The sequence below is a fragment of the Shewanella eurypsychrophilus genome, assembly GCF_007004545.3.
In the GTDB taxonomy this organism is placed as follows: domain Bacteria; phylum Pseudomonadota; class Gammaproteobacteria; order Enterobacterales; family Shewanellaceae; genus Shewanella; species Shewanella eurypsychrophilus.
Map to the genome: position 1 here is coordinate 3,740,425 of NZ_CP045503.2, position 21,848 is coordinate 3,762,272.

A 21,848-nucleotide genomic window follows, 5' to 3' on the forward strand; every position below is an offset into this window, starting at 1 on the left:
AGCGCTTATTTTATTTATTCTTCGCGTAATGCTTAAGTAGACCAGGTACATCTAAGATCAATGCAATGCCACCATCTGAAGTAATCGTCGCACCAGCCATACCAGGAGTACCATGTAATAAGGTGCCCAATGGCTTAATGACCACTTCTTCTTGACCAATCAAAGAATCAACAACAAAACCTATCTGCATTGTGCCAAGTTGCACAATGACGACATGACCATGGGCTTTATCACCATGTTTTAAATTAGACGGTACACGACTCAGCCAATGCTCAAGATAGAACAGAGGTACGGCTTTTTGTCTAACAATCACAGTTAGCTGACCATCTACAATATTCGTTTTGGTCAAATCGAGATGGAATATCTCGCTAACGCTAGACAAAGGAAGTGCAAATACTTGAGTAGCAACTTCAACCATTAAGGTAGGCATAATCGCGAGAGTCAATGGAACTTTGATCTCTAATACTGTGCCTTTACCTTTCAATGAATCGATATGGATGGTCCCGTTCAACTGCGCAATTCGGGTTTTAACCACGTCCATACCCACTCCGCGGCCCGAGATATCTGAGATCTCGACCTTGGTCGAAAATCCAGGCGCGAAGATAAGATTATACGCTTCTGAATCAGACATACGCGCTGCGGCATCTTCATCGAGTACACCACGGCTGATGGCGATCTCTTTTAGCTTACCGGGATCCATTCCTGCACCATCATCTTCAATTTTTAATAAGATGTGGTCGCCTTCCTGGCTTGCTGAAAGTGTAATGGTACCAGTGCGAGACTTACCACTTGCTTCACGATCTGCTGGCATTTCAATACCGTGATCGACGGAGTTTCTGACTAAGTGAACTAATGGATCGGCGAGTGCTTCTACCAAATTCTTATCTAAGTCAGTTTCCTCACCAATCATGGTGAGATTAATATCTTTCTTTAACGTTCTTGCCAAATCTCTAACGACTCGAGGAAAGCGACCAAAAACTTTCTTGATCGGCTGCATTCTAGTCTTCATCACCGCACCTTGTAGATCTGCCGTGACTAGGTCTAAATTGGCTAAGGCCTTCGACATCTCTTCGTCATCTCGAGAGATCCCTAGGCTTAATAAACGGTTTCGTACAAGTACCAGCTCGCCAACCATGTTCATAATCTGATCAAGGCGTGCAGTATCAACTCGCACTGTGGTTTCAGCCTGAGGCATATTAGCCTGAGGCTTATTCACCGCTTTTTTCTCTTTAACCACAGGCTTCGGCGCAGCTTTTGCTGGCACTACAGGCGTGGCTGCTTTCGGTGTTGATGGCTTGGCAGATACCGACGTAACTTTAGCTGTGATGCCAGGACCTGTACCTGATCCATGAAGCTCATCAAGCAGTTTTTCAAATTCATCATCTGAAATATCATCTGAATCGACTGCTGGTGCGGCAGCTGCGACTGTTGTGGCAGGCGCGGCATCGCTGGCTTTAAAACCTCCTGAACCGTGTAATTCGTCGAGTAATGACTCGAATTCATCATCGGTAATATCATCGGATGCAGAGACTATTGGAGCAGCTGGGGTCTTCTTGATTTCTGATGGGCTATTTCCGCCACCGTGTAATGCATCTAAAAGCGCTTCGAATTCATCTTCATTGATTTCATCAATTCCGCCTTCACCAGCAATGCTGGATACAGCAACTGGCGCCGTATCAAACAACTCAATACCTGAGTCATCTTGTCCTGAACCAGCCCCTGCAACAGGCGCTTCATCAAAAAGTTCTATTGATGCATCACTGCTCGCTTCGGCGTTTGGCACACCAGGTAAGGGGGATCCTGAACTCAATAGCTTTAAATTAGCTAAAAGTAATGCTTCAGCTGGCTGCTGTTGTTCGCCAGCTTGCGTTTGAGCAAACATGGCATTTATTGCGTCGACAGCTTGCAGAATGATGTCCATCAATTCTGCTGAAACATCCCGCTTACCAGTACGAAGCAGATCAAACGTATTTTCAGCTTCATGGCAGACATCGACCATAGGAGTCAAACTAAGAAACCCTGCACCACCTTTTACAGTGTGAAAACCTCGAAATATGGCATTAAGCAATTCCGAATCTTCAGGGTTGTTTTCTAAGGTGACTAACTGTTCAGATAAAAGCTCTAAAATCTCACCAGCTTCGATCAAAAAGTCTTGCAGTATCTCTTCATCAACATCAAATGACATTAATATGACTCCTAATTAAAAACCCAAGCTCGATAACAGATCATCGACTTCATCTTGTCCAGTGACGACATCGTCACGTTGTTCAGCATTCATGATCGGGCCTTCGGCCTTAACGCTGTCATCTATGCTTATTGGATTTTCACTGACAGGCTGTTCACCGAATACTGTCAGCATTGAGACTAAATTATTTTCTACTTCCCGGACTAACTCAATGACTCTTCTTATCATCTGCCCAGTCAAATCTTGGAAATCTTGGGCGAGAAGAATTTGATTGAGTAATTCTTTCAAACGAATAGAATCGAGTTCACTTCGTTCTACAAATTGCTGTACGTCGTGACATAAGCCTTTAAACTCACTCAGCTCAATATCGCGCTTCATCAATCGATTCCAGGTCGGCTTAACAGACTGAATATTCGTCGTGAGTGCTGACGCTAACGGTAAACACTCCTCAACAGCATCCATGGTCTTGTTTGCAGCTTGTTCAGTCATGTCGATGACATAATTGAGCCGCTCTTTGGCATCAGGGATCTCAGTACTGGCAAGTTCGACTAAGCGATCATCGACTTGAAAATCAACTATCGCGCTGTGAAGCTGACGAGTCAGTCTGCCGACCTCATCGAAAAGCTCCTTTTGAATTGGCGTAGCAATCTCTCTGATTAGTTCATCAGCGAGGTGTTGTTCGCCCTGTGTAAGCAGCTCTACAAGTTTATTGGCCTGCTCTAACGTAACGAGCCCTGAAGTGTTCGCCTGCATATCACAACCTTGGATTAACCGAGTCGTTCAAAGATTTTGTCTAACTTCTCTTTTAGTGTTGCTGCCGTAAAGGGCTTAACAACATAACCATTAACGCCGGCTTGTGCTGCCGCTATGATCTGCTCCCTCTTCGCCTCTGCAGTCACCATCAACACAGGGATATTCTTCAGTTCATCGTCTGCACGGATCGCTTTTAATAGATCGATTCCTTGCATACCGGGCATATTCCAGTCAGTTACAACAAAGTCAAAATCACCTTTTTGTAACATAGGTAGTGCTGTCGAACCGTCATCTGCTTCTTGGGTGTTGTTAAAGCCCAAGTCTCTTAACAAGTTCTTGATGATACGTCTCATTGTTGAGAAGTCATCAACAACGAGAATCTTCATATTCTTGTCCAAGGTTTCCTCCGCGGAACTCTTAATTATTGCTCATTTAATCGTTATTTTGTTGTCCAGTGCTTAAGTTTAGCTTTTAGTCTGAGCATTGCCTGACTTAATATCTGACTAACTCGTGACTCACTAACCTCAAGAATGGCCCCAATCTCTTTCAAGTTTAATGCTTCATCATAGTAAAGCGACAAAACTAATCCATCTCTTTCTGGCAATAACTTAATTGCTGCTACAAGTGCAGAATGAAACTCATCTTCTGCTATCGATTCAAAGGTATCGTCATTACTCTCGTTACCATGACTGATAACATCGACCGATACGCCTAAATCTTCAATCCCAATGACTTTACCCACTGAAACATCGTTTAAAATATGATGATACTCATCTAAAGTCATTTCTAACCTTAGCGCTATTTCACCATCTTGAGCATCTCTGCCGAGTTCTTGCTCAAGCTCACCAATCACTTGAGCCACGCGTCTTTGGTTTCGATGCACAGACCTAGGAACCCAATCTCCTCGGCGTATTTCATCGAGCATAGAGCCACGGATCCGAATACCTGCAAAGGTCTCAAACTTAGCCCCTTTACTGCCATCAAATTTCGATGAAGCTTCTAAAAGCCCCATCATACCTGCTTGCAATAAATCGTCGAGCTGCACTGATGCAGGTAAACGAGCGAGCAAATGGTGAGCAATTTTCTTTACAAGCGGTGCGTACTGTTCAACGATTAAGGCTTTATTATCTAAACAAGTATACGCAGAGGCTTTACTCACTCGTTCTATCCTCTTGGTACTCAGGGCGCTGTACTAAACGCTCAACAAAGAATTCTAAATGACCACCTGGTTGCTGCGGTATAGGCCAACTGATCACTTTATTTGCTAAACCGTGATAGGCAATCGACGCTGGCGATTTAGGATACGCTTCAACAATTAACTTTTGCTTTCTCACCGACTTTCGTAAATTCTCATCAAAGGGAATTGTAGCCACTAATTCAAGGGCAACATCTAAAAATCTATCGGTAACTTTACTAAGCTTAGCAAAGAGTTCCATCCCTTCCCGTAAACTTCGCACCATATTGGCAACTATTTTAAAACGGAAGACACCATGCTCTCTACTCAAAATTTTAATGAGTGCGTACGCATCAGTGATCGAGGTGGGTTCATCGCATACCACAACGAGCACATCTTGAGACGCACGAGAGAAACTCAGCACCATATCGGAGATACCAGCAGCGGTATCAACAATGAGTATGTCGAACTGCGTTTTCATCTCACTGAATGCCCGAATTAATCCGGCATGTTGTGCCGTAGACAGTTCAACCATAGCTTGTGTCCCCGAAGTCGCAGGAATAATCCCAATCCCCTTCGGTCCACGCACTATGATATCGTCTAGATCTGTGTCACCGGATAAGACATGTGACAAATTACGTTCGGCGCGCAGGCCAAGCATAACGTCCACATTGGCTAATCCTAAATCAGCATCGAGGACAAGCACGCGCTTGCCTTTCTCTGCGAGTGCCACTGCGGTGTTGATGGCAACACTGGTTTTACCAACGCCACCTTTACCGCCTGACACAGCTATTACTTTTACTTTTTCGTTATATGGTTGATTAATCATACGTAAACCACTTGCTTGATCCCGACTCATTGCTTTACTCAAATGCATAGGCCCTTTCATCTGACCGTACACTGTTTGTTACTTTAGGTTTGCTGTCTAATGCAGACAGCGCTTTATTTGCTAATGCAAACGTATCGGCTACTTGAATATCTTCTGGAACTCGTTGACCATCAGTAACGTAACTTAATGGTAAACCACTTTGAATCAAAACACTCAAAGCGGGTGCTAAAGAAACTGACTCATCAAGTTTAGTTAATACCGCACCCGATAATGGAATGCGTTTAAATTGCTCGACAGCTTCTTCTAAAACTCTTCTTTGACCTGTAGCAGACAGTACCAGATAACTGCGTATAGGTAATCTGCTATTTGCAGCTAAATTATCAAGTTGCTGGAAAAGTCGTAAATCTCTCTGTCCCATACCTGCGGTATCTATCAATACTAGCTTGCGATTGCGGAACTGATATAGGATTTGTTCCAACTCATTTAAATCATGAGCTTGTTTAACCGGGCAGCCCATTATTTTGCCATAAGTTGCCAATTGCTCAAAGGCCCCAATGCGATAATGGTCGGTTGTGATCAATGCAACTTGATCTGCGCCATGATGTGCTGCAAATCTAGCCGCTAATTTTGCCACTGTGGTCGTTTTTCCCACTCCAGTAGGGCCAACAAATGCAACAACCCCACCTTGGCGTACTATATCATCACCTTGATTGTCGAGCATATTAGCTAAACTTCGAGGCAGCACTTTAACTAAGTCTGCTGGCGTATAATGTTCACTCAACTCAGAGAGCTTGATCGCGACTTCAGGTGAAAACTCGGCATCGAGTAATTTTCTCTCTAGCATAGCCCCCACGGGATTTGTTCGACTTTTTTTCTCAGCCATCAAGGTATTGACCTGATGAGTGAGTAAGTTTCGCAACGACGTCAGCTCTTCACGCATAATCTCTAACTCAGGACTTTGCTTACTCTTAGTGTCCTTAGCGGGTTTATGGGCATAATGTTGTGCTTCCGGTGCGATTGAACTGTTCTTTTTCTCTGGTGCTTGTAGGCCTTTAGCCCATTGGGGCATATCGAGTTCATCAACACCATGAGAAGACGCATGTGTATGCTGCTCAACACGGCTTTGTTGCCTCTCTAATAACGCTTGCAATGAATCAGCGGCCGGAGCGGGTTTGACTTTGGTTTCAGACCTAACAGGTCGCTTCAAGCCCAAGGAGATTTTTTCTTCAGCCAAGTCCATAAAAGTAGGCGAAGGATTTATCTTCTCAGGGACGTCAACTCTAAGCTTGGGCTCATCATAGTCAATGGCCGCAACTATCTCTATTCCACCTGTCACTTTTTTATTTGACATAATCACGGCATCAGAACCTAAGGTTTCTTTAACCTGTGCCAATGCCGTACGCATATCTTTTGCTAAAAATCGTTTAATCTTCACTTAATATGCCCTCTACTGACCTACCGCAGAAACAATTCTTATCTGCTTCTCGTCGGGAACTTCCTGATAGGAGATCACCCTAAGGTTCGGAATAGTGTGCTTTACAAATCTAGAGAGTGTCGAGCGAAGCATGCCTGATGTCAACAAAATGGCCGGTTGCCCTACCAGTTCTTGCCTTTGTGAAGCATCTTCTAAAGACTTCTGCATTCTTTCCGCTAGGCTAGGCTCAATGTTCGGCCCCTCTCCACCCGTCGCTTGCATTGACTGATGCAACATCTGTTCCAGTTCTGGCGCCAAAGTAATGACGGGGATTTCTGTTTCTGGGCCACTTATCTCTTGAATGATCATGCGTTTGAGTGAAATACGTACAGCCGCTGTCAATACTTCGGTATCCGCACTCTTAGAGCCATATTCTAGTAGCGTCTGAACGATGGTCTTGAGATCACGAATTGACACGCCTTCGTTAAGCAAGTTTTGCATCACTTTGACGACGGTACCTAATGGCATGACATCGGGAATAAAACCATCCACTAGCTTAGGTGAATTCTTTGCTAGCATATCCATCAACTGCTGTACTTCTTCATAACCTAGCAGCTTGGCGGCGTTATTGGTTAACAACTGACTCAAATGAGTCGCAACTACGGTTGCCGAGTCGACAACTGTGTACCCTAAAGTCTGTGCATGTTCTCTCATTTCAGGGGCTATCCAGACAGCATCGAGCCCAAAAGCTGGATCTTTGGTTTCTACACCATCTAGTTTTCCGTACACTTGCCCTGGATTAATTGCCAGTTCGCAGTCATGCCTAATTTCTGCCTCACCAGACGCTACGCCCATTAAGGATATACGGTAGGTATTGGGAGACAAATCTAAATTATCGCGAATATGTACAGCCGGAACTAAGAAGCCTAATTCTTGTGATAATTTTTTCCTCACCCCTTTTATACGACCAAGTAACTCACCACCTTGGCCTTTATCCACCAGAGGTATCAAGCGATAACCGACTTCAAGCCCAATAGTATCAACGTGTTGAACATCATCCCAGCTCAGTTCTTTGGGTTTAGAAGCTGCAGTATTGGTCGCAGGTTTCTTGGCAAGCTCAAGTGACTCCTGACGCGCTTTCTGCTGTTTGTGATACAAGTAGTAGGCCACAGCACCAATCACTATCGCTAAAGATAAAAAGGCAAAGTGTGGCATGCCAGGGACTATCCCCATGACAAACAACACACCCGCTGCAATGGCAATTGATTTAGGATTGCCCAGCATTTGACTCATCATCATCTGGCCCATATCACCAGCTTCATTTTCACGAGTCACCATTAATGCAGCAGCAATAGAGAGTAATAAGCCGGGGATCTGTGCGACTAAACCATCACCAATCGTCAATAAAGTATAAATTTCAACAGCAGTGGAGAAGTCTAAATCGTGCTGAACCATGCCAATAACAAAACCACCGAGTATATTGATCACCATGATCATGATGCCGGCTATTGCATCGCCCTTGACGAACTTTGACGCACCATCCATCGCACCATAAAAATCAGCTTCTTTCGTCACTTCTGCACGTCTGTCTCGTGCTTGTTCTTGATTTAATACACCCGCATTCAAATCTGCATCGATAGCCATTTGTTTACCTGGCATAGCGTCCAAGGTAAAGCGGGCACTCACTTCTGATATTCGACCCGCACCTTTGGTGACAACCGCAAAGTTAATAATGATTAGAATTAAAAACACCACGAGACCGACCGCATAGTTACCGCCAATCACCACAGAACCGAAAGATTCAATCACTTTACCCGCGGCATCTCCTCCGTTGTGGCCTTCTAGTAATACCACACGCGTCGAGGCAACATTAAGGGCGAGTCTCAATAACGTTGCGACCAATAACACACTAGGGAAAGCGGCAAAATCTAACGGCCTATTACTATAGATAGCCACGAGCAGCACGACTAACGCTAATGCAATATTGAATGAAAATAGGGTATCGAGAAGAAATGTAGGCATGGGCAAAATAATCATGCCTAACGCCGCCAAGACAAGCAAAGGTGTACCAATCCCTTTAAAGATAGCGGGCTTTATTTGCTTAATTTGACTGAGTCTTGCCTTAACATCCATTAAAAAAGTCCAAACTTTGACATCTTTACCTATTAAGCAAAATTTGAGCCAATAAGAGGTAACGGCTCGATAAAACGGTAATTAACCCTAGATTTCTAGTGTCGACATTATTCAGCGAACTATACCGTTAATGTCTCGTTAAATGAATTACTTAATATTTAACTGATGGAATTTACAACAAAATGGAGTCAAGCACGCAAATATTAACTGATGTCGCCTAATCGCACGTCAGAAGTGAGCAAAAATCCTACAAGTCAAAAGTAAGTTTAATACTTAAAGTCATCTGGAATAGGCTGTTTTCTCGGAATTGGAGTGGGTCTTCTACCCCCCTGATCTTGAAATTGACGCAATTGGAAAACATAAGCCAGCACTTGGGCAACGGCGGTAAATAATCCTTCGGGAATTTCCTGCTCTATTTTAGTGGTATGGTAAATCGCTCTCGCTAAGGGAGGAGCTGAAACTATCGCTATCTCGTGTTCACGTGCTATCTCACGAATTTTAAATGCCACCTCATCGACCCCTTTAGCCAGCACATAAGGTGCCGTTGATTTCATCGCATCATATTTTACTGCGACGGCATAATGCTCAGGGTTGACAACAATCACATCAGCATTAGGCACCTCTGTCATCATACGTCTTTGCGCTAATTCCCTCTGTACCTGCCTTATGCGCCCCTTAACTTCAGGTTTACCTTCAGTGTCTTTATATTCATCTTTCACTTCTTGCTTAGTCATCTTCAGTTGTTTGTTATGGTTCCAGATTTGAAATGGAACATCTATCACGACAATAATGATTGTTGATGAGCACAATAAAATAAACATCCACACCAATAGATCCAATGCATGATGCACATTACCCGGTAAGTTTTCTCTAGAAAGGGCTAAAATATCATTGAAATAGAAACTCAGTAGAAAGTAGGCTGAAAACGCCACCACAGAAAACTTGGCAATACCTTTAGTCAACTCAACAAGCGCTTGAACACCAAACATTCGCTTAAAGCCATTCTTTGGGTTCATTTTATCTGTCTTTGGCATAAACGCTTTAGTCGAAAATGTGATCCCCCCAAGAACGATATTGCCAATAAAAGCAACAAAGGCGATCACTAACATTAAACTTGCCATAGGCAATGCCAGCTCCCTGCCTATCATTCCCCATACTAAATTCATTTGGTTAGTATCGAATATTTGATCTCTTTCCAAGGTAAAAAGAGTCGCCATTATCGTGATCAGGCTCTCTGCCAAACTCGGACCCACCATAGCAAAGCCAACAGCAGCAGACATTAATACTGCCGAAGTGCCCAGTTCTTTCGAACGGGCTACCTGACCTTTATCACGAGCCTGTTGAATTTTCCTGGCGGTAGGCTCTTCTGTTTTCTCTTGACTGCTATCATTTTCAGCCATGGGTTAACGCCTCCATGAATAGCTAAATGGCATCAAAATCTTCCATCTGTATTACATTTTAATTCGACGATATCACAGAGCAATAACTGGGCTGCAGTCCATACTCCACCAAAATGCTCCATGATTGGCGTCAAAGTCAGCCAGAGTATGATCAAACCACTGACCATGGTCACAGGAAAACCGATGGAAAAAATATTTAATTGTGGTGATGCTCGAGTCATGACCCCAAACGAGAGGTTAATCAACAATAAAGCCACAATAGCAGTCATTGACATGGTCAGGGCCGCACCAAACATATAACTGCCCCACTCAGCCAACATCCGATAACTGCTAATGCTCAAGCCTTGATCTGAGATTGGAATGGTTTCAAAGCTCATCACCAGCATCCGAATCATCACTAAATGTCCATCGACTGCCAAAAAGATCATTGTGGTCAGTAAAAGAAAGAAGTTACCGATCACTGGCGTTTGCTGACCGGATGAAGGATCGACCATAGAGGCAAAGCCCAGGCTGGTTTGCATGCCTATTATTTGTCCCGTAAGTACAAAAGTTTGCATCACCAGCAAGGAAACAAAGCCCATTGCCACACCGATTAAAATTTGCTGAACCGTAACAAATACCGCTGAGACAGCAAACAACTCGACATTATTCACAGGCGGTAACACAGGAGCAATCGCGAATGTGATGGCCACAGAAAGCAACAATCTCACTCTGGTTGGGGTCGTATTTGCACCAAATACAGCCATGACCATAAACATGCTGGATATTCTAAATAGCGGCCACATATATGATGCTATTGTATCCATTATGGTAGTCATTAAAATATCCATAATGGCTAAGCGAATGTCAGGTTAAATGGGGTTATACGCTTCATTATCATCTCACTATCCAACAACTTGTGGGATCATATGAACCATTCGTACAAAGAACTCCATCATAGTCTGGATCAGGGTATGGCCTAAAAACATCAGTGCAAACAAGGTAGTTAATAGACGAGGAAGGAAACTTAATGTCTGCTCGTTAATTGATGTAGCCGCTTGAAAAACAGCAACAACCAAGCCAATAATCAATCCTGGAACAATGATTAATGACACAATCGTCACAATAACCGTTAACGCCTCTCTAAATATATCGACCAGCGATTCAGGATTCATATAAACACCTAAATACCAAAACTGTTGGCCAGCGTGCCCATCACTAGGCTCCAACCATCAACAAGCACAAATAACATGATCTTAAAGGGCAGTGACACAATCATTGGCGATAGCATCATCATCCCCATGGCCATCAGAATACTTGCAACAACCAAATCTAATACCAGAAATGGGACAAAGAGCATAAAGCCGATTTGGAATGCGGTTTTCAATTCACTGGTAATAAATGAAGGAATTAGCACACTCATTGGCACATCTTCATCAGAATTAATGTTTTGATAACCTGAAATTTCTATAAAGGTATCTAAATCTGTGACACGTGTTTGTGCCAACATGAACTCTTTAATAGGCTCTTTACCAATATTATAAGCCTGCTCAATATTGGCGCTACCTGCCATATAGGGTTTTACAGCCTCCTCGTAAATTTTATCGAATACCGGTGCCATAATAAAAAATGTTAAGAACATACTCATTCCAATGATAACTTGATTGGAAGGCGTTTGTTGCAGGCCAATTGCTTGTCTTAAAATTGACAGCACCACGACAATACGAGTAAAAGATGTCAACATTATCACCATGGCAGGCAAGAAGCTCATTGCTGTCATCAACAACAATATCTGCATAGTCACAGAATATTGCGTCGCGCCATCTGGGGTTGTCGTTACAGTAACGGCTGGGAGAATGCCATCAATAGCAAAGGCTGCTGGCGAAATAAATAGTAGACTAAAAAGGAGTGAAGGCAGTATCCGTTTCATAATTATTTGGTCTTAGCCTGGCGCAGACGTTCAGCGAATGATTCAGTCTCAACACTGACTGGACTTTGAAGTTTATCGATAACGCTGACCTGCTGAGCAGTGACGCCGAGCAGGTATTGTTGCCCGTCCACTTCGAGTAAAACAATTTTCTCTCTCTGCCCCAGTGGCATAACAGCTAATGTCTTAAGAACACTGTGGCTTGATGGGGCTAGGTTCAAGCGTTTTACGATATATGCCAGTACAAAAATGATAGCGAGAACAATGACTAACCCACCTAACATATTGGTCATGGTCGATATTGCCGAACCTTTCTCAGCTGTAGCGACGACAGTCGGAGAAGCTGCAAGCCCACTTACAAACAATGCGTTAATCATATTAACCTTATTTTAACTTCTTAATTCGCTCGGTCTGACTTATAACATCAGTAAGACGAATACCAAATTTATCATTGACTACAACCACCTCGCCATGGGCAATTAAGGTACCGTTAACCATAACATCGAGAGGCTCTCCAGCAACCCGGTCAAGCTCAACAACTGAACCTTGGTTAAGCTGAAGCAAGTTACGAATACTGATAAAACTGCGGCCTACTTCCATTGAAATAGTGACCGGAATATCCATGATAGTATCAAGTTTTGCCGCATCTTCATCAGACATCGAAGACGTAACATCAGTAAGCTCATCGAGCTCTACCGCTTGAGCTTCCTCTATTGCTTGCTCGGCCATTGCATCAGCCCAATCGTCACCTGTATCTTCTGTACTCATTTGCTTTTACCTTAACGACTTACATCAAATTAATATCTTAGTGGGGTCTCTTGTCTTTATGCACTGAGCTATATTTCAGAAACCTCTCTACTCTTACCTTTACGCGTCACTAATTGCAATTCAGATTTTACTGTCTCTGGTCGAGGGATTTTTGCCGATATACTCAATGCTAAGTTATCTCTGGCTTTGCCTAATTTACACCTAAACGTTGGTAAGTCTTCCACCCTCAAAACGATGTGTTCAGGTAATTCGACAGGAATAATATCTCCCACTTTGAACTCCATAACATCTTTAAGTTTTATCTCTTGCTCTACAATCGTGGCATCGATTCCTACATCAATATCCATAATCTCATCTTTCAATGCCTTAGACCAACGCATATCGGTATCTTGAGTATCACTTTGCACACCCGCGTCAAGCAGCTCTCGAATGGGCTCAATCATCGAGTAGGGCATAGTAATATGGAAATCCCCTCCTCCACCATCGACCTCAATATGAAAAGAGCTAACGACCACGACTTCGGTTGGGCTAACGATGTTTGCCATCGCAGGGTTAACCTCAGAATCAAGGTACTCAAATTCGACATCCATTACTGGTGCCCAAGCATCTTTATAATCTTCGAAGATTATTTTCAACAGCAGCTGAACAATACGCCTCTCGGTTGGCGTAAATTCTCGGCCTTCGATTTTTGCATGAAACCGGCCATCACCACCAAAAAAGTTATCCACTAAAATGAAGACTAACCTTGCCTCCATGGTGATTAATGCTGTGCCTTTCAAAGGACTAAATCTCACCATGTTTAAACTGGTAGGCACAAACAAGGTGTGAACATATTCACCAAACTTCAACATCTGAACGCCATTGATAGACACTTCAGCTGCGCGGCGCATCATGTTGAACATGCTGATACGCAAATGCCTCGCAAAACGTTCATTGACGATTTCAAGGGTCGGCATTCGCCCTCGAACAATACGATCCTGTGAAGAAAAGTCGTATGAGCGGGCATCAAACCCATCCTCCTCAACTTCATCCTCATCAACGTCATCTACACCATGTAGTAACGCGTCAATTTCGTCTTGGCTTAATAAATCACTCACAATAATGCCTTATCAAACAATATATAGGGGGGATTACCTAAGTTTCAATAAACTCAGTTTTATTCTTTTATGTGCCATAAAATTAGTTTGGCTTCAGCTGTTACTGTTTTTAGCCATAGCACTACTGCATCACGAAACCAGTAAAGAGCACTTTTTCAACCACTTTACGCCCGGTTACTGGCTGCAATGTATTTTGTACATTTAATAATGCCAATTGACGCATTTCATCTTTGCCTGCAAGTGAACTTAACTTCTGTACATCTGCAGTACTAAACGTTGTCAGCAAAGCATCTTCAATAAGAGGGATATGCTTCTTTATCAGCACACCATCATCGGATCCCCTGACCATTAGTTGCACTTTAATTTCTACAAGTCTTGAACGATTAGCACCTGGTAGGTTAAACAGAAATGGTCTGGGCATGCCAACATAAAATGCTTCACCAAGATTAACAGCCTCTGTTTCAACCGCTCCCTCGCCAACATCCGCCACATCGGCACTATCACTTGAGCCTAAGAAAAACCATAAACCACCCGCAATGGCTAAGACTAAGACGAGTCCTATTGCACCAAAAATCACTAATTTTTTTTTGCTTTTAGGCTCTTCACTTTCCTCGAGCTCTAAGGATTCTTCTTCGGCCATTTTGTTTCCCTTCAACACGACAATCTAATTACACTGCAAATTTTACTATATTAGACCAATGGTGAATGACTTTATGTAAATCAAGGATCTAATTTTGCCATAGATTACCTGCTTACGCGTAATAATCTATAGCTGAGCGGTAACTAGTTGCCTGATTTGAGCTTAATAATGATTCGTCTGCAGAAAAATCATCCAGTTCTGGTTCATATCCCTCTTGGGCGTTCTCTGAGCCAGCCCCCTCTCCTTGCTCTCCACCTGAATCTTGCTGTGAAACATGGCTGTCAGTAAGCTGCATGCCCTGCTCTGCTAACAACTCCTTGAGCCTAGGTAAAGCTTGCTCAACAATATCTCTGGTTTGATGCTGAGCGACTTGGAATTGAACTTGAGTCTGATCACCTTGAACCTGAATTCTCACCATTAGCTGTCCGAGCTCAGGGGGGTCGAGTCGAATTTCAGCATGTTGGATCCCTTGACTGACCATCATCACCAGCTGCTGTTTCATTACAGGTGAGAAACGTTGGATCATCTCCTGCATTGAGTTAGCCTGCTCATTATTTTGTCTTAAGGACAATTGAAATTGAGGGGCTTCAACTCTCGATGAAGCCACTGAACTAGTGTGAGCAGCTTGTACGACTTGCGTTGATTTAATATCACTCGATAACGCTTCTGTTTGACTCGAGCCTGGGTCGAGACTGGCATTTGAACCGACATACTTTACAGTAAGCTCGGCACTTTTCAATTGCGCTTCAGAATTGCCACTGGCTTCATTTGAGAGCTTATTTGAGGCCTTGTTTGAGCTGTCAGCACTCGACAAACTTGTCATTTCCGCCTGAGTTTTCTCACCTAAAATATTGACAAACTTGCCGTCCTTCCCTTGCTCTAACGAACCGCTAGTTCGGCTAACACCTTCATTAGTTTGTTGAGCCGTTACTCCTTTAGCTTCAAGATTTTTTTCTGGTGCCAACCCCGTAGACAAGTGAGATTGGCCACTTGGCAGCTCACTCGACTGCTTATTCTCGCCGGCTAATTTATCACCACTTGTTCCACTACTGATTGCTGCATTCGTTCCGGTATTGATCCCAGTACTGACTTCTGTATTAGTCCCAGTATTGGTTCCCGTGCTAGCGAGATTCGCTTCATGGTCAGTTTTGGCGTAAATATGACTAAACTGGGAAGTTAATTTAGCTAGATCTTGAGGAGATAACATTTTCAATTCAGCTTCAGATAATCCCGTTTCTTTTACTAACTGTTGAACAGTATCTTTATCGAGTGGAATTTGAGTTTCTGGATCTATCAGCGGATATTTATCAAATGTCTTTGTATCTGTAAGGTTGAGCTTAGTTATTTCACTTTCACCTGCAGCAACTAACTCCTCATTAAGGATATGCTCAGGACTAACCGCTTCGCTATTAATGAGGAGAGGATTAGCAATATTGATGCTCTCGTCGGACAAGACCTCGCTCTGTGTTCCTGCATCAAGCGGCAAATCTTCGCCGCTTTGATTTAATGCTTGAGTGGATTCAAGTTCCATTGCTAGGTTTATTTGCGCGAGAACATGGTTAACGTCATCCGCCGCATTATCTGACACACTAAGATCTTGTGAGTCTTTACTTTGAGTTTGATTATGCTCAACTGAAGTTGACTCACCTTGAGCCCCCTTTTTTGCTTGATTTGCCTCTTTAGCACTAATACTCGCTTGTTCTAATGCCGCAGAAAAATCTCCAGATTCAGATGATTGAGTCTTGTCAGCCTGTTTAATTTCACCAATTGACATCTTATCTGATGAAGTATCTGTATTCGCCAATAATATGTTTGACATTTTCTGCATAAAGCCTCCAACAAGGCTGGTATTCAATAAAGAAAAACTCTTTTATAAAAAGAAAGATATAGCGTCAAATTAGTGAACAGAAAACAAATGAACGCTACCAATAAAATATTAAAGCAAAAATCACGCCAAAAACAATTACAAAATAAAAATTAGCAAATTTAACGCGTTCTCTTTCTATAAAACTGTTGAGAAGCGAATTCATCGATCATCTTTTGCTCAAGTCTTAAGGCAACTTTTTCGGCCTTTTTAGCTTTATGTTCCAACAATAGTTCTACCGCTTTTCGTTTTTGCTGCTTTTCTTGCCAAAATAGTTGCCGATGTTTTCTTTGATTATCCGCTTCGGTTACAGTCAGGATCTGCTTTGTGATCGCATCATCAACTTGACGAACGAATTGGTGAAACTGGTGATAGTAACTGGCGCTGATAGTTTTGCCATGGTGGCTTTCCATCTGCTTCATATAATCTAAGCGATAATTACGGAGTGCATCTAGCTGACTTTGGCATTTTTGAAAATGTAATTGTGCAGACTTTAACTGCAACGAGGCTTGTTCTTCCGCTTCGTTCGCAAGTTTTAGTACTGTTAAAAGTGGATCTGATTTAGCCACGCTTTCCTCCCGTGCATATGGATACGTTTAGCTTTCTAAAGGTGACTAAACTTGGCACTGTGCACTTAACTGTGAAAGCATCAAATGACTGCTATCGAAGCTGAGTGTTTCCTTCATCGTCTGTCTCAAAAATGCATTCATGGCTGGTTGAAGACGAATCGCATTATCAATTCTGGGATCGCTTCCTTGGGTATATGCCCCAATAGAAATAAGATCCTTATTTTGCTGAAATAACGAATACACTTGCTTTACTCGTCGCATCGACTCCAAATGTTCGCTACTTATCACCATGGGTGCCACACGACTAATTGAACCTTCGACGTCGATTGCAGGATAATGACCTGAATCAGCGAGCGTTCTTGAAAGTACTATATGACCATCCAAAATAGCTCTGGCTGCATCGGCAATGGGATCTTGTAGATCGTCACCTTCGGTTAATACTGTATAAAAAGCAGTAATAGAGCCTTGTCCTGGTCCTCCATTACCCGCACGCTCAACTAACTTAGGTAGCTTAGCAAACACTGATGGTGGATACCCTTTCGTCGCTGGCGGCTCTCCGACAGCGAGGGCGATTTCACGTTGTGCTTGCGCGTAACGTGTCAGGCTATCCATCAATAAGAGTACGTTATAGCCAAGATCTCTGAAATATTCGGCGATTCTTGTTGAAGTCTCACAAGCTCTAAGACGCATAAGCGGGGAAGTATCTGCGGGAGCTGCAACAACGACAGAGCGAGCGCGTCCGTCTTCACCTAAAATTTCTTCAATAAACTCTTTAACTTCTCGACCACGTTCTCCTACCAAACCGACCACGATAATATCGGCGGTAGTTCCTCGGGTCATCATGCCAAGTAGTACACTCTTGCCCACACCAGAACCGGCAAACAGTCCCATTCGTTGACCCTTACCGACGGTAAGCATAGCGTTAATCGCTCTAACACCGACATCTAAAGGCTCAGTTATCGCTCGCCTAGCTAATGGGTTAATCGTTGGAGCATGTCTCGGCGCTTTTTGGTCTGTTTGTAAACGGCCAAGGCCATCGAGAGGTTGACCGTTGCCATCAACAACCCGTCCTAGTAGCTGAAGGCCTACATTTAATCCTGTTTGCTCTCCAAGTGGCGTCACCCTAGCACCTGGCAACACCCCTCGAAGCTCCTCAATCGGCATAAGATAAAGAAGTCCATCATCAAAACCAACCACTTCGGCGGTTAATTCACCCGCCATTGTTTCGATACTACAAAGGCTGCCAATAGATGCACGGCATCCTGTGGCTTCTAGCGTCAAGCCTACGACACGCACTAACTGTCCACTAGCCTCTGCGACAAACGGAAACACTTTATCTTGTTGTGCTCTGATTTTATTCAGCAGCTGGCTATGGCGATTGCTCATCTTCTGTACCTTGTTCATCTACTTGCCCACTTGGCTGCACATCATAGGAGTGACCAGTCTCAGAATTAGCGTTATCAGCCTCTGATGGCAATGGCTTTTCAGGTTCAGAGCTGGAAGGCTCATCAACATCTTCAATAGGCTTAGTAGATATTTCTGAACGATTATAGGAAGGCAAAGCTTGGGCTTGTTGTTCATGGGTCTGATTAAGATGGCTTAAATGATGACTCATCGTTTCGAGCACGGAAGTTAACCTTTGCTCAAGGCGCATATCCACGCTGCTTCGTTGACTATTAATAATGCAATCACCAGCCGATAAACTAGGGTCGGATTCTAATTGCCATTGATTCTTTTCTAATTGATTCACAGAATATAATTCCTGCACTAATAGAAAATCATCTGGGTGCAATCGAATCGACACCCCTTGTTCTTTTATCGGAAGCGAATCAACACCTTGCCTTAAGGCTGCTAGAATATGCTCAGGGTGTGTTTTAATCTCATGTCCAACGACGGCTCGGGTCAGCTTAATGGTTAAAGCAACCAACTCTTGCTCTATTTCTGTATCGAGTAACTCGAGTGGTTTTTCAAATTGAGTCAATATTGACTCAAACTTCTCTAGTAGATTTTTAGCTTGCTCTAAACCTTCGACGTAACCTTGCTCTAACCCTTGCTTAGTCCCCTCTTCATGGCCTTGTTTTAATCCTTCAAGCCGACCACTCTCAAGCCCGGACTTATAACCTTGATCTTTACCTTGCTCAAGCCCTTCTTGCTCAGCCTGCTCCCGAATAGCTTCGATTTCCGCTAGCGTTGGTGGCAAATAAGATTGTGTTTCTTCGACATTGAGCTTGGCAATGCTTCTTCGCCCAAACAGGTTTGATACCTGCTCGGGGTCAGCCTGAGTAATATCTGGGATCTGCCAACTGGTAAACTCTGGCTCAATACCTGGGTCAATTTTATCTTTATCTTGGCTATCTGGTTTCATTATAAGAACTCTTCACCACCACCACCGCCTAACATAATCTCACCGCTGTCACTCAATCGCCTAGCAATGGATAAGATCTCTTTTTGCGCAACTTCGACTTCGCTGATCCTAATCGGACCCATGGCTTCGAGATCGTCACGTAGCAGCTCAGCTGCACGTTTAGACATGTTCCCCAAAATTTTATCTTTAAGCCCATCATCAGCGCCTTTAAGCGCCTTCATCAAGACATCTTGTTGTATCTCACGCAGCAGCACTTGAATACCAATATCATCCACATCACTCAGGTTTTCAAATACAAACATAAGATCTTGGATCTGCTGAGCCATCTCTTCATCTGACTCTCTCATGGTCTCCATCAACTGACTCTCAACACCCGTATCCAAGTAGTTCATGATATTGGCAGCAGCCTTCAAACCGCCCATCTTCGCCGCTTGAGCACCACCTTGGCCAGCAAACTGTTTCTCCATGATGTCGTTCAACTCTTGCAATGCTGCCGGTTGAACTTCTTCTAAATTGGCAATTCGCATCATAAGATCGAGACGAGTATTTTCCGGAGATTGGGCAAAGATTTCAGCAGCTTGATCTGGCTCTAAATAGGATAAGACAATTGTTTGAATCTGAGGGTGTTCATTTTGAATGATGGTCGAGACTTGACGGGGATCCATCCACTTGAGTGATTCAAGACCCTTAGCACCGCCGCCCATAATAATCTGTTCAATCAGATTACCCGCTTTATCTTCACCGAGTGCAGCTGTGAGTGCTTTTCTAACGAACTCTTCACTGTTAAAACCTATCGATGAATACTTTTGCACTTCATCTAAAAATAATTGATGAACACCGATAACTTTCTCTTGACCAAAGTCCCGCATCGCAGCCATGGCCATACCCACTTTTTGAACCTGTTTAGGTTCTAGGTGTTTCAATATTGATGCTGCATCGGCTTCACTTAGACTTAAGAGTAATATTGCCGTTTTTTCAGTACCTGACAGCTCATCAACACCACCTGCTTTGGCCTTATCTGAATTATTGCTCATCGTTTTGTAACCAACCTTTGACAACTTGTGTAGATAGCTCAGGTTCATTGGCAACCAGGGCTCTAATTGCCTTTATCATATCATCATCTTTGTGTAGATCAGGTATCAATATTGAACCATCATCTGCGTAACTGTATTCGGCTTCTGGGCGATTGAGCATTCCTAAAGTATCTGAGGCAAATTGATCTTCTATCTCGGCAAGCTCATCACCAAACTTAGGCTCGTCAGGCACATTGACACTATCAGGATAAATAAGGCGTTTCAGCATAGGCCTGACAATAAATAGGATCAGTGAAAGAATAATTAACCCACCCATACCTAATTTTAATGCGCGCCAGAACCAAGGTTGCTCCCAAATTTCTGGAGCCGGTACTTCTTCAAACAATTGATCCATAAAAGGTACAGTAACAACTTCAAGAACATCACCTCGTTGAGTAGTGAATCCGACAGCACCTTCTAACAATCGACGAATATTGGCCAGCTCTTGCTCGGTTCTTGGTACACGATTTATTTGACCATCTTCACCGACGGGTCCAGATTTAAAGTCAATGGCAACTGAGACACTCACTCTTCTAACGGTGCCGACCTGTTGTCTAGTGTGGCTAATCGTGGTGTCTAGTTCAAAGTTTCTTGTCGCTTCCCGATGAGAAGAGCCATTAGCTGCAGACCCATTTTCAGCGGTATTTAATGCATTTTCAGGAATATTACTTTCCATAGGCGGTTGGTTAGACAATGCGCCAGGGATCCCTGATGCACTGCCGCCATTGCTGTCATTCTCAACGGTCATCTCACTTCTTAGGGCGGGAAGATCTGGGTTAAAACGTTTTGCAGTTTGTTCTACAGCAGTAAAATCCATGGTGACATCGACTTGAGAGGTAAAATTCTCAGGACCAAGGATCGGCATGAGAATAGATTCAACTTTGGTTCTGTATTCCGATTCTTTTTGTTGTACCAACTCAAGCTCTCTTCTGGCACGCGCAGAGCTTGCATCTTGACTGCCTGAATTTAACAAACGACCATTGGAATCAGTCACTGTGACTTTTGTAGGCACTAAGTCTTGAACCGCTGAAGCGACAATATCTACAATAGCATCCACTTCTTCTTGTCCCAACCCACCCCTGCGGGCACTAATCACGACAGTAGCACTTGGCTTAGCACGATTTCTGGCAAAGACATTTTCTTTAGGGATTGCCAAAATCACTTTGGCTCGACTAACGCTTCTTAGCTCTTCAATTGCTCTGGCAAGGTTTAACTCTTGACTATGTTTCAGCCTAGCTTGCTCCATGCGTTGGCTCACACCAAAACCGCTGTCTTGGGTTAAGAAGTCATTTTTTGCTGTCGCGCCATCTATCCCTTCACGACTTAAAATCAACTTTACTGCTTGGTATTGGTCTTCAGGTACTTTTATGACATCAACGTCTATTTTATAGTTAATCTTATTCTTATCTAAAGCATCGAGTACCTTTACCATCTCTTGGGTATCCATTTTCCCCAATGGTCGATATTCAGGTTCCTGCGCCCATAACATGATAAATACAGCCAATGCTAAACAGATAGCAAGAGCGAGGATCATGGTTATCTGACGGAGCATATCTACACCACCAAACATGCCACTGCCGCCTGATTTATTCTCTTCTTGCACCCCACCAGCAAGTTGATCACTTGCCAAGCTAGATTCAGAACCAACCACCATGTCTGTACTCAAAATAGATACCTG

At 43.4% G+C, this 21,848-nt stretch carries 21 protein-coding genes; all 21 read right to left on the reverse strand.

What is annotated here, in order from left to right; all coding sequences use genetic code 11:
- Positions 1-10 precede the first annotated feature (10 nt).
- The 21 genes from FM038_RS15875 to fliF all read right to left on the reverse strand — a co-directional run bounded on the left by FM038_RS15875 (position 11) and on the right by fliF (position 21,824).
- Positions 11-2,185: a chemotaxis protein CheA gene (locus tag FM038_RS15875; protein WP_142874318.1), complete on the reverse strand. Its 2,175-nt coding sequence runs from the start codon at positions 2,183-2,185 to the stop codon at positions 11-13.
- 15 nt (positions 2,186-2,200) lie between these two features.
- Entirely contained in the window at positions 2,201-2,938 is a 738-nt protein-coding gene (locus FM038_RS15880) for a protein phosphatase CheZ (RefSeq protein ID WP_142874319.1), read from the reverse strand.
- A 14-nt stretch (positions 2,939-2,952) separates the two neighbouring features.
- Entirely contained in the window at positions 2,953-3,336 is a 384-nt protein-coding gene (gene cheY / locus FM038_RS15885) for a chemotaxis response regulator CheY (protein WP_012324268.1), read from the reverse strand.
- A gap of 41 nt (positions 3,337-3,377) precedes the next feature.
- Positions 3,378-4,097 carry an RNA polymerase sigma factor FliA gene (locus FM038_RS15890; RefSeq protein WP_142874320.1) on the reverse strand — a complete coding sequence of 240 codons (720 nt, stop codon included), beginning with the start codon at positions 4,095-4,097 and terminating at the stop codon, positions 3,378-3,380.
- Positions 4,090-4,971: a MinD/ParA family protein gene (locus tag FM038_RS15895; RefSeq protein WP_142874800.1), complete on the reverse strand. Its 882-nt coding sequence runs from the start codon at positions 4,969-4,971 to the stop codon at positions 4,090-4,092. Before FM038_RS15895 ends, FM038_RS15890 begins: the two co-directional genes overlap by 8 nt.
- A 4-nt stretch (positions 4,972-4,975) precedes the next feature.
- Entirely contained in the window at positions 4,976-6,376 is a 1,401-nt protein-coding gene (gene flhF / locus FM038_RS15900; RefSeq protein ID WP_142874321.1) for a flagellar biosynthesis GTPase FlhF, read from the reverse strand.
- A gap of 12 nt (positions 6,377-6,388) precedes the next feature.
- Positions 6,389-8,488, reverse strand: a complete 2,100-nt coding sequence (gene flhA, locus FM038_RS15905) for a flagellar biosynthesis protein FlhA (protein ID WP_142874322.1) — start codon at positions 8,486-8,488, stop codon at positions 6,389-6,391.
- A gap of 266 nt (positions 8,489-8,754) precedes the next feature.
- A complete protein-coding gene (gene flhB / locus FM038_RS15910) occupies positions 8,755-9,888 on the reverse strand; it encodes a flagellar biosynthesis protein FlhB (protein WP_199242699.1) in 1,134 nt (377 codons plus the stop codon).
- A gap of 32 nt (positions 9,889-9,920) precedes the next feature.
- Positions 9,921-10,718, reverse strand: a complete 798-nt coding sequence (fliR, locus tag FM038_RS15915) for a flagellar biosynthetic protein FliR (RefSeq protein WP_142874323.1) — start codon at positions 10,716-10,718, stop codon at positions 9,921-9,923.
- 54 nt (positions 10,719-10,772) lie between these two features.
- Positions 10,773-11,042, reverse strand: a complete 270-nt coding sequence (locus tag FM038_RS15920) for a flagellar biosynthetic protein FliQ (protein WP_142874324.1) — start codon at positions 11,040-11,042, stop codon at positions 10,773-10,775.
- 8 nt (positions 11,043-11,050) lie between these two features.
- A complete protein-coding gene (gene fliP, locus FM038_RS15925; RefSeq protein WP_419555647.1) occupies positions 11,051-11,800 on the reverse strand; it encodes a flagellar type III secretion system pore protein FliP in 750 nt (249 codons plus the stop codon).
- Complete coding sequence (gene fliO / locus FM038_RS15930) at positions 11,800-12,171, reverse strand: flagellar biosynthetic protein FliO (protein WP_142874326.1); 372 nt, start codon at positions 12,169-12,171, stop codon at positions 11,800-11,802. The genes fliP and fliO overlap by 1 nt, the downstream gene beginning before the upstream one ends.
- 7 nt (positions 12,172-12,178) lie before the next feature.
- Entirely contained in the window at positions 12,179-12,562 is a 384-nt protein-coding gene (fliN, locus tag FM038_RS15935) for a flagellar motor switch protein FliN (RefSeq protein WP_142874327.1), read from the reverse strand.
- A gap of 68 nt (positions 12,563-12,630) precedes the next feature.
- The gene (fliM, locus tag FM038_RS15940) at positions 12,631-13,659 is read right to left on the reverse strand and encodes a flagellar motor switch protein FliM (RefSeq protein ID WP_142874328.1); all 1,029 of its coding nucleotides are present in this window, start codon (positions 13,657-13,659) and stop codon (positions 12,631-12,633) included.
- Between the two features lie 121 nt (positions 13,660-13,780).
- Positions 13,781-14,299, reverse strand: a complete 519-nt coding sequence (gene fliL / locus FM038_RS15945) for a flagellar basal body-associated protein FliL (RefSeq protein WP_142874329.1) — start codon at positions 14,297-14,299, stop codon at positions 13,781-13,783.
- A 112-nt stretch (positions 14,300-14,411) separates the two neighbouring features.
- Positions 14,412-16,127: a flagellar hook-length control protein FliK gene (locus tag FM038_RS15950; protein ID WP_223292875.1), complete on the reverse strand. Its 1,716-nt coding sequence runs from the start codon at positions 16,125-16,127 to the stop codon at positions 14,412-14,414.
- Positions 16,128-16,285: 158 nt separating this feature from the next.
- Positions 16,286-16,732, reverse strand: a complete 447-nt coding sequence (gene fliJ, locus FM038_RS15955) for a flagellar export protein FliJ (protein ID WP_142874332.1) — start codon at positions 16,730-16,732, stop codon at positions 16,286-16,288.
- 45 nt (positions 16,733-16,777) lie between these two features.
- Positions 16,778-18,118 carry a flagellar protein export ATPase FliI gene (fliI, locus tag FM038_RS15960; protein ID WP_142874333.1) on the reverse strand — a complete coding sequence of 447 codons (1,341 nt, stop codon included), beginning with the start codon at positions 18,116-18,118 and terminating at the stop codon, positions 16,778-16,780.
- Positions 18,102-19,097, reverse strand: coding sequence for a flagellar assembly protein FliH (gene fliH / locus FM038_RS15965; protein ID WP_142874334.1), 996 nt, complete (start codon positions 19,095-19,097; stop codon positions 18,102-18,104). Before fliH ends, fliI begins: the two co-directional genes overlap by 17 nt.
- The gene (gene fliG / locus FM038_RS15970; RefSeq protein ID WP_142874335.1) at positions 19,097-20,131 is read right to left on the reverse strand and encodes a flagellar motor switch protein FliG; all 1,035 of its coding nucleotides are present in this window, start codon (positions 20,129-20,131) and stop codon (positions 19,097-19,099) included. The genes fliH and fliG overlap by 1 nt, the downstream gene beginning before the upstream one ends.
- The gene (gene fliF, locus FM038_RS15975; protein WP_185965866.1) at positions 20,121-21,824 is read right to left on the reverse strand and encodes a flagellar basal-body MS-ring/collar protein FliF; all 1,704 of its coding nucleotides are present in this window, start codon (positions 21,822-21,824) and stop codon (positions 20,121-20,123) included. Before fliF ends, fliG begins: the two co-directional genes overlap by 11 nt.
- Positions 21,825-21,848: the final 24 nt, after the last annotated feature.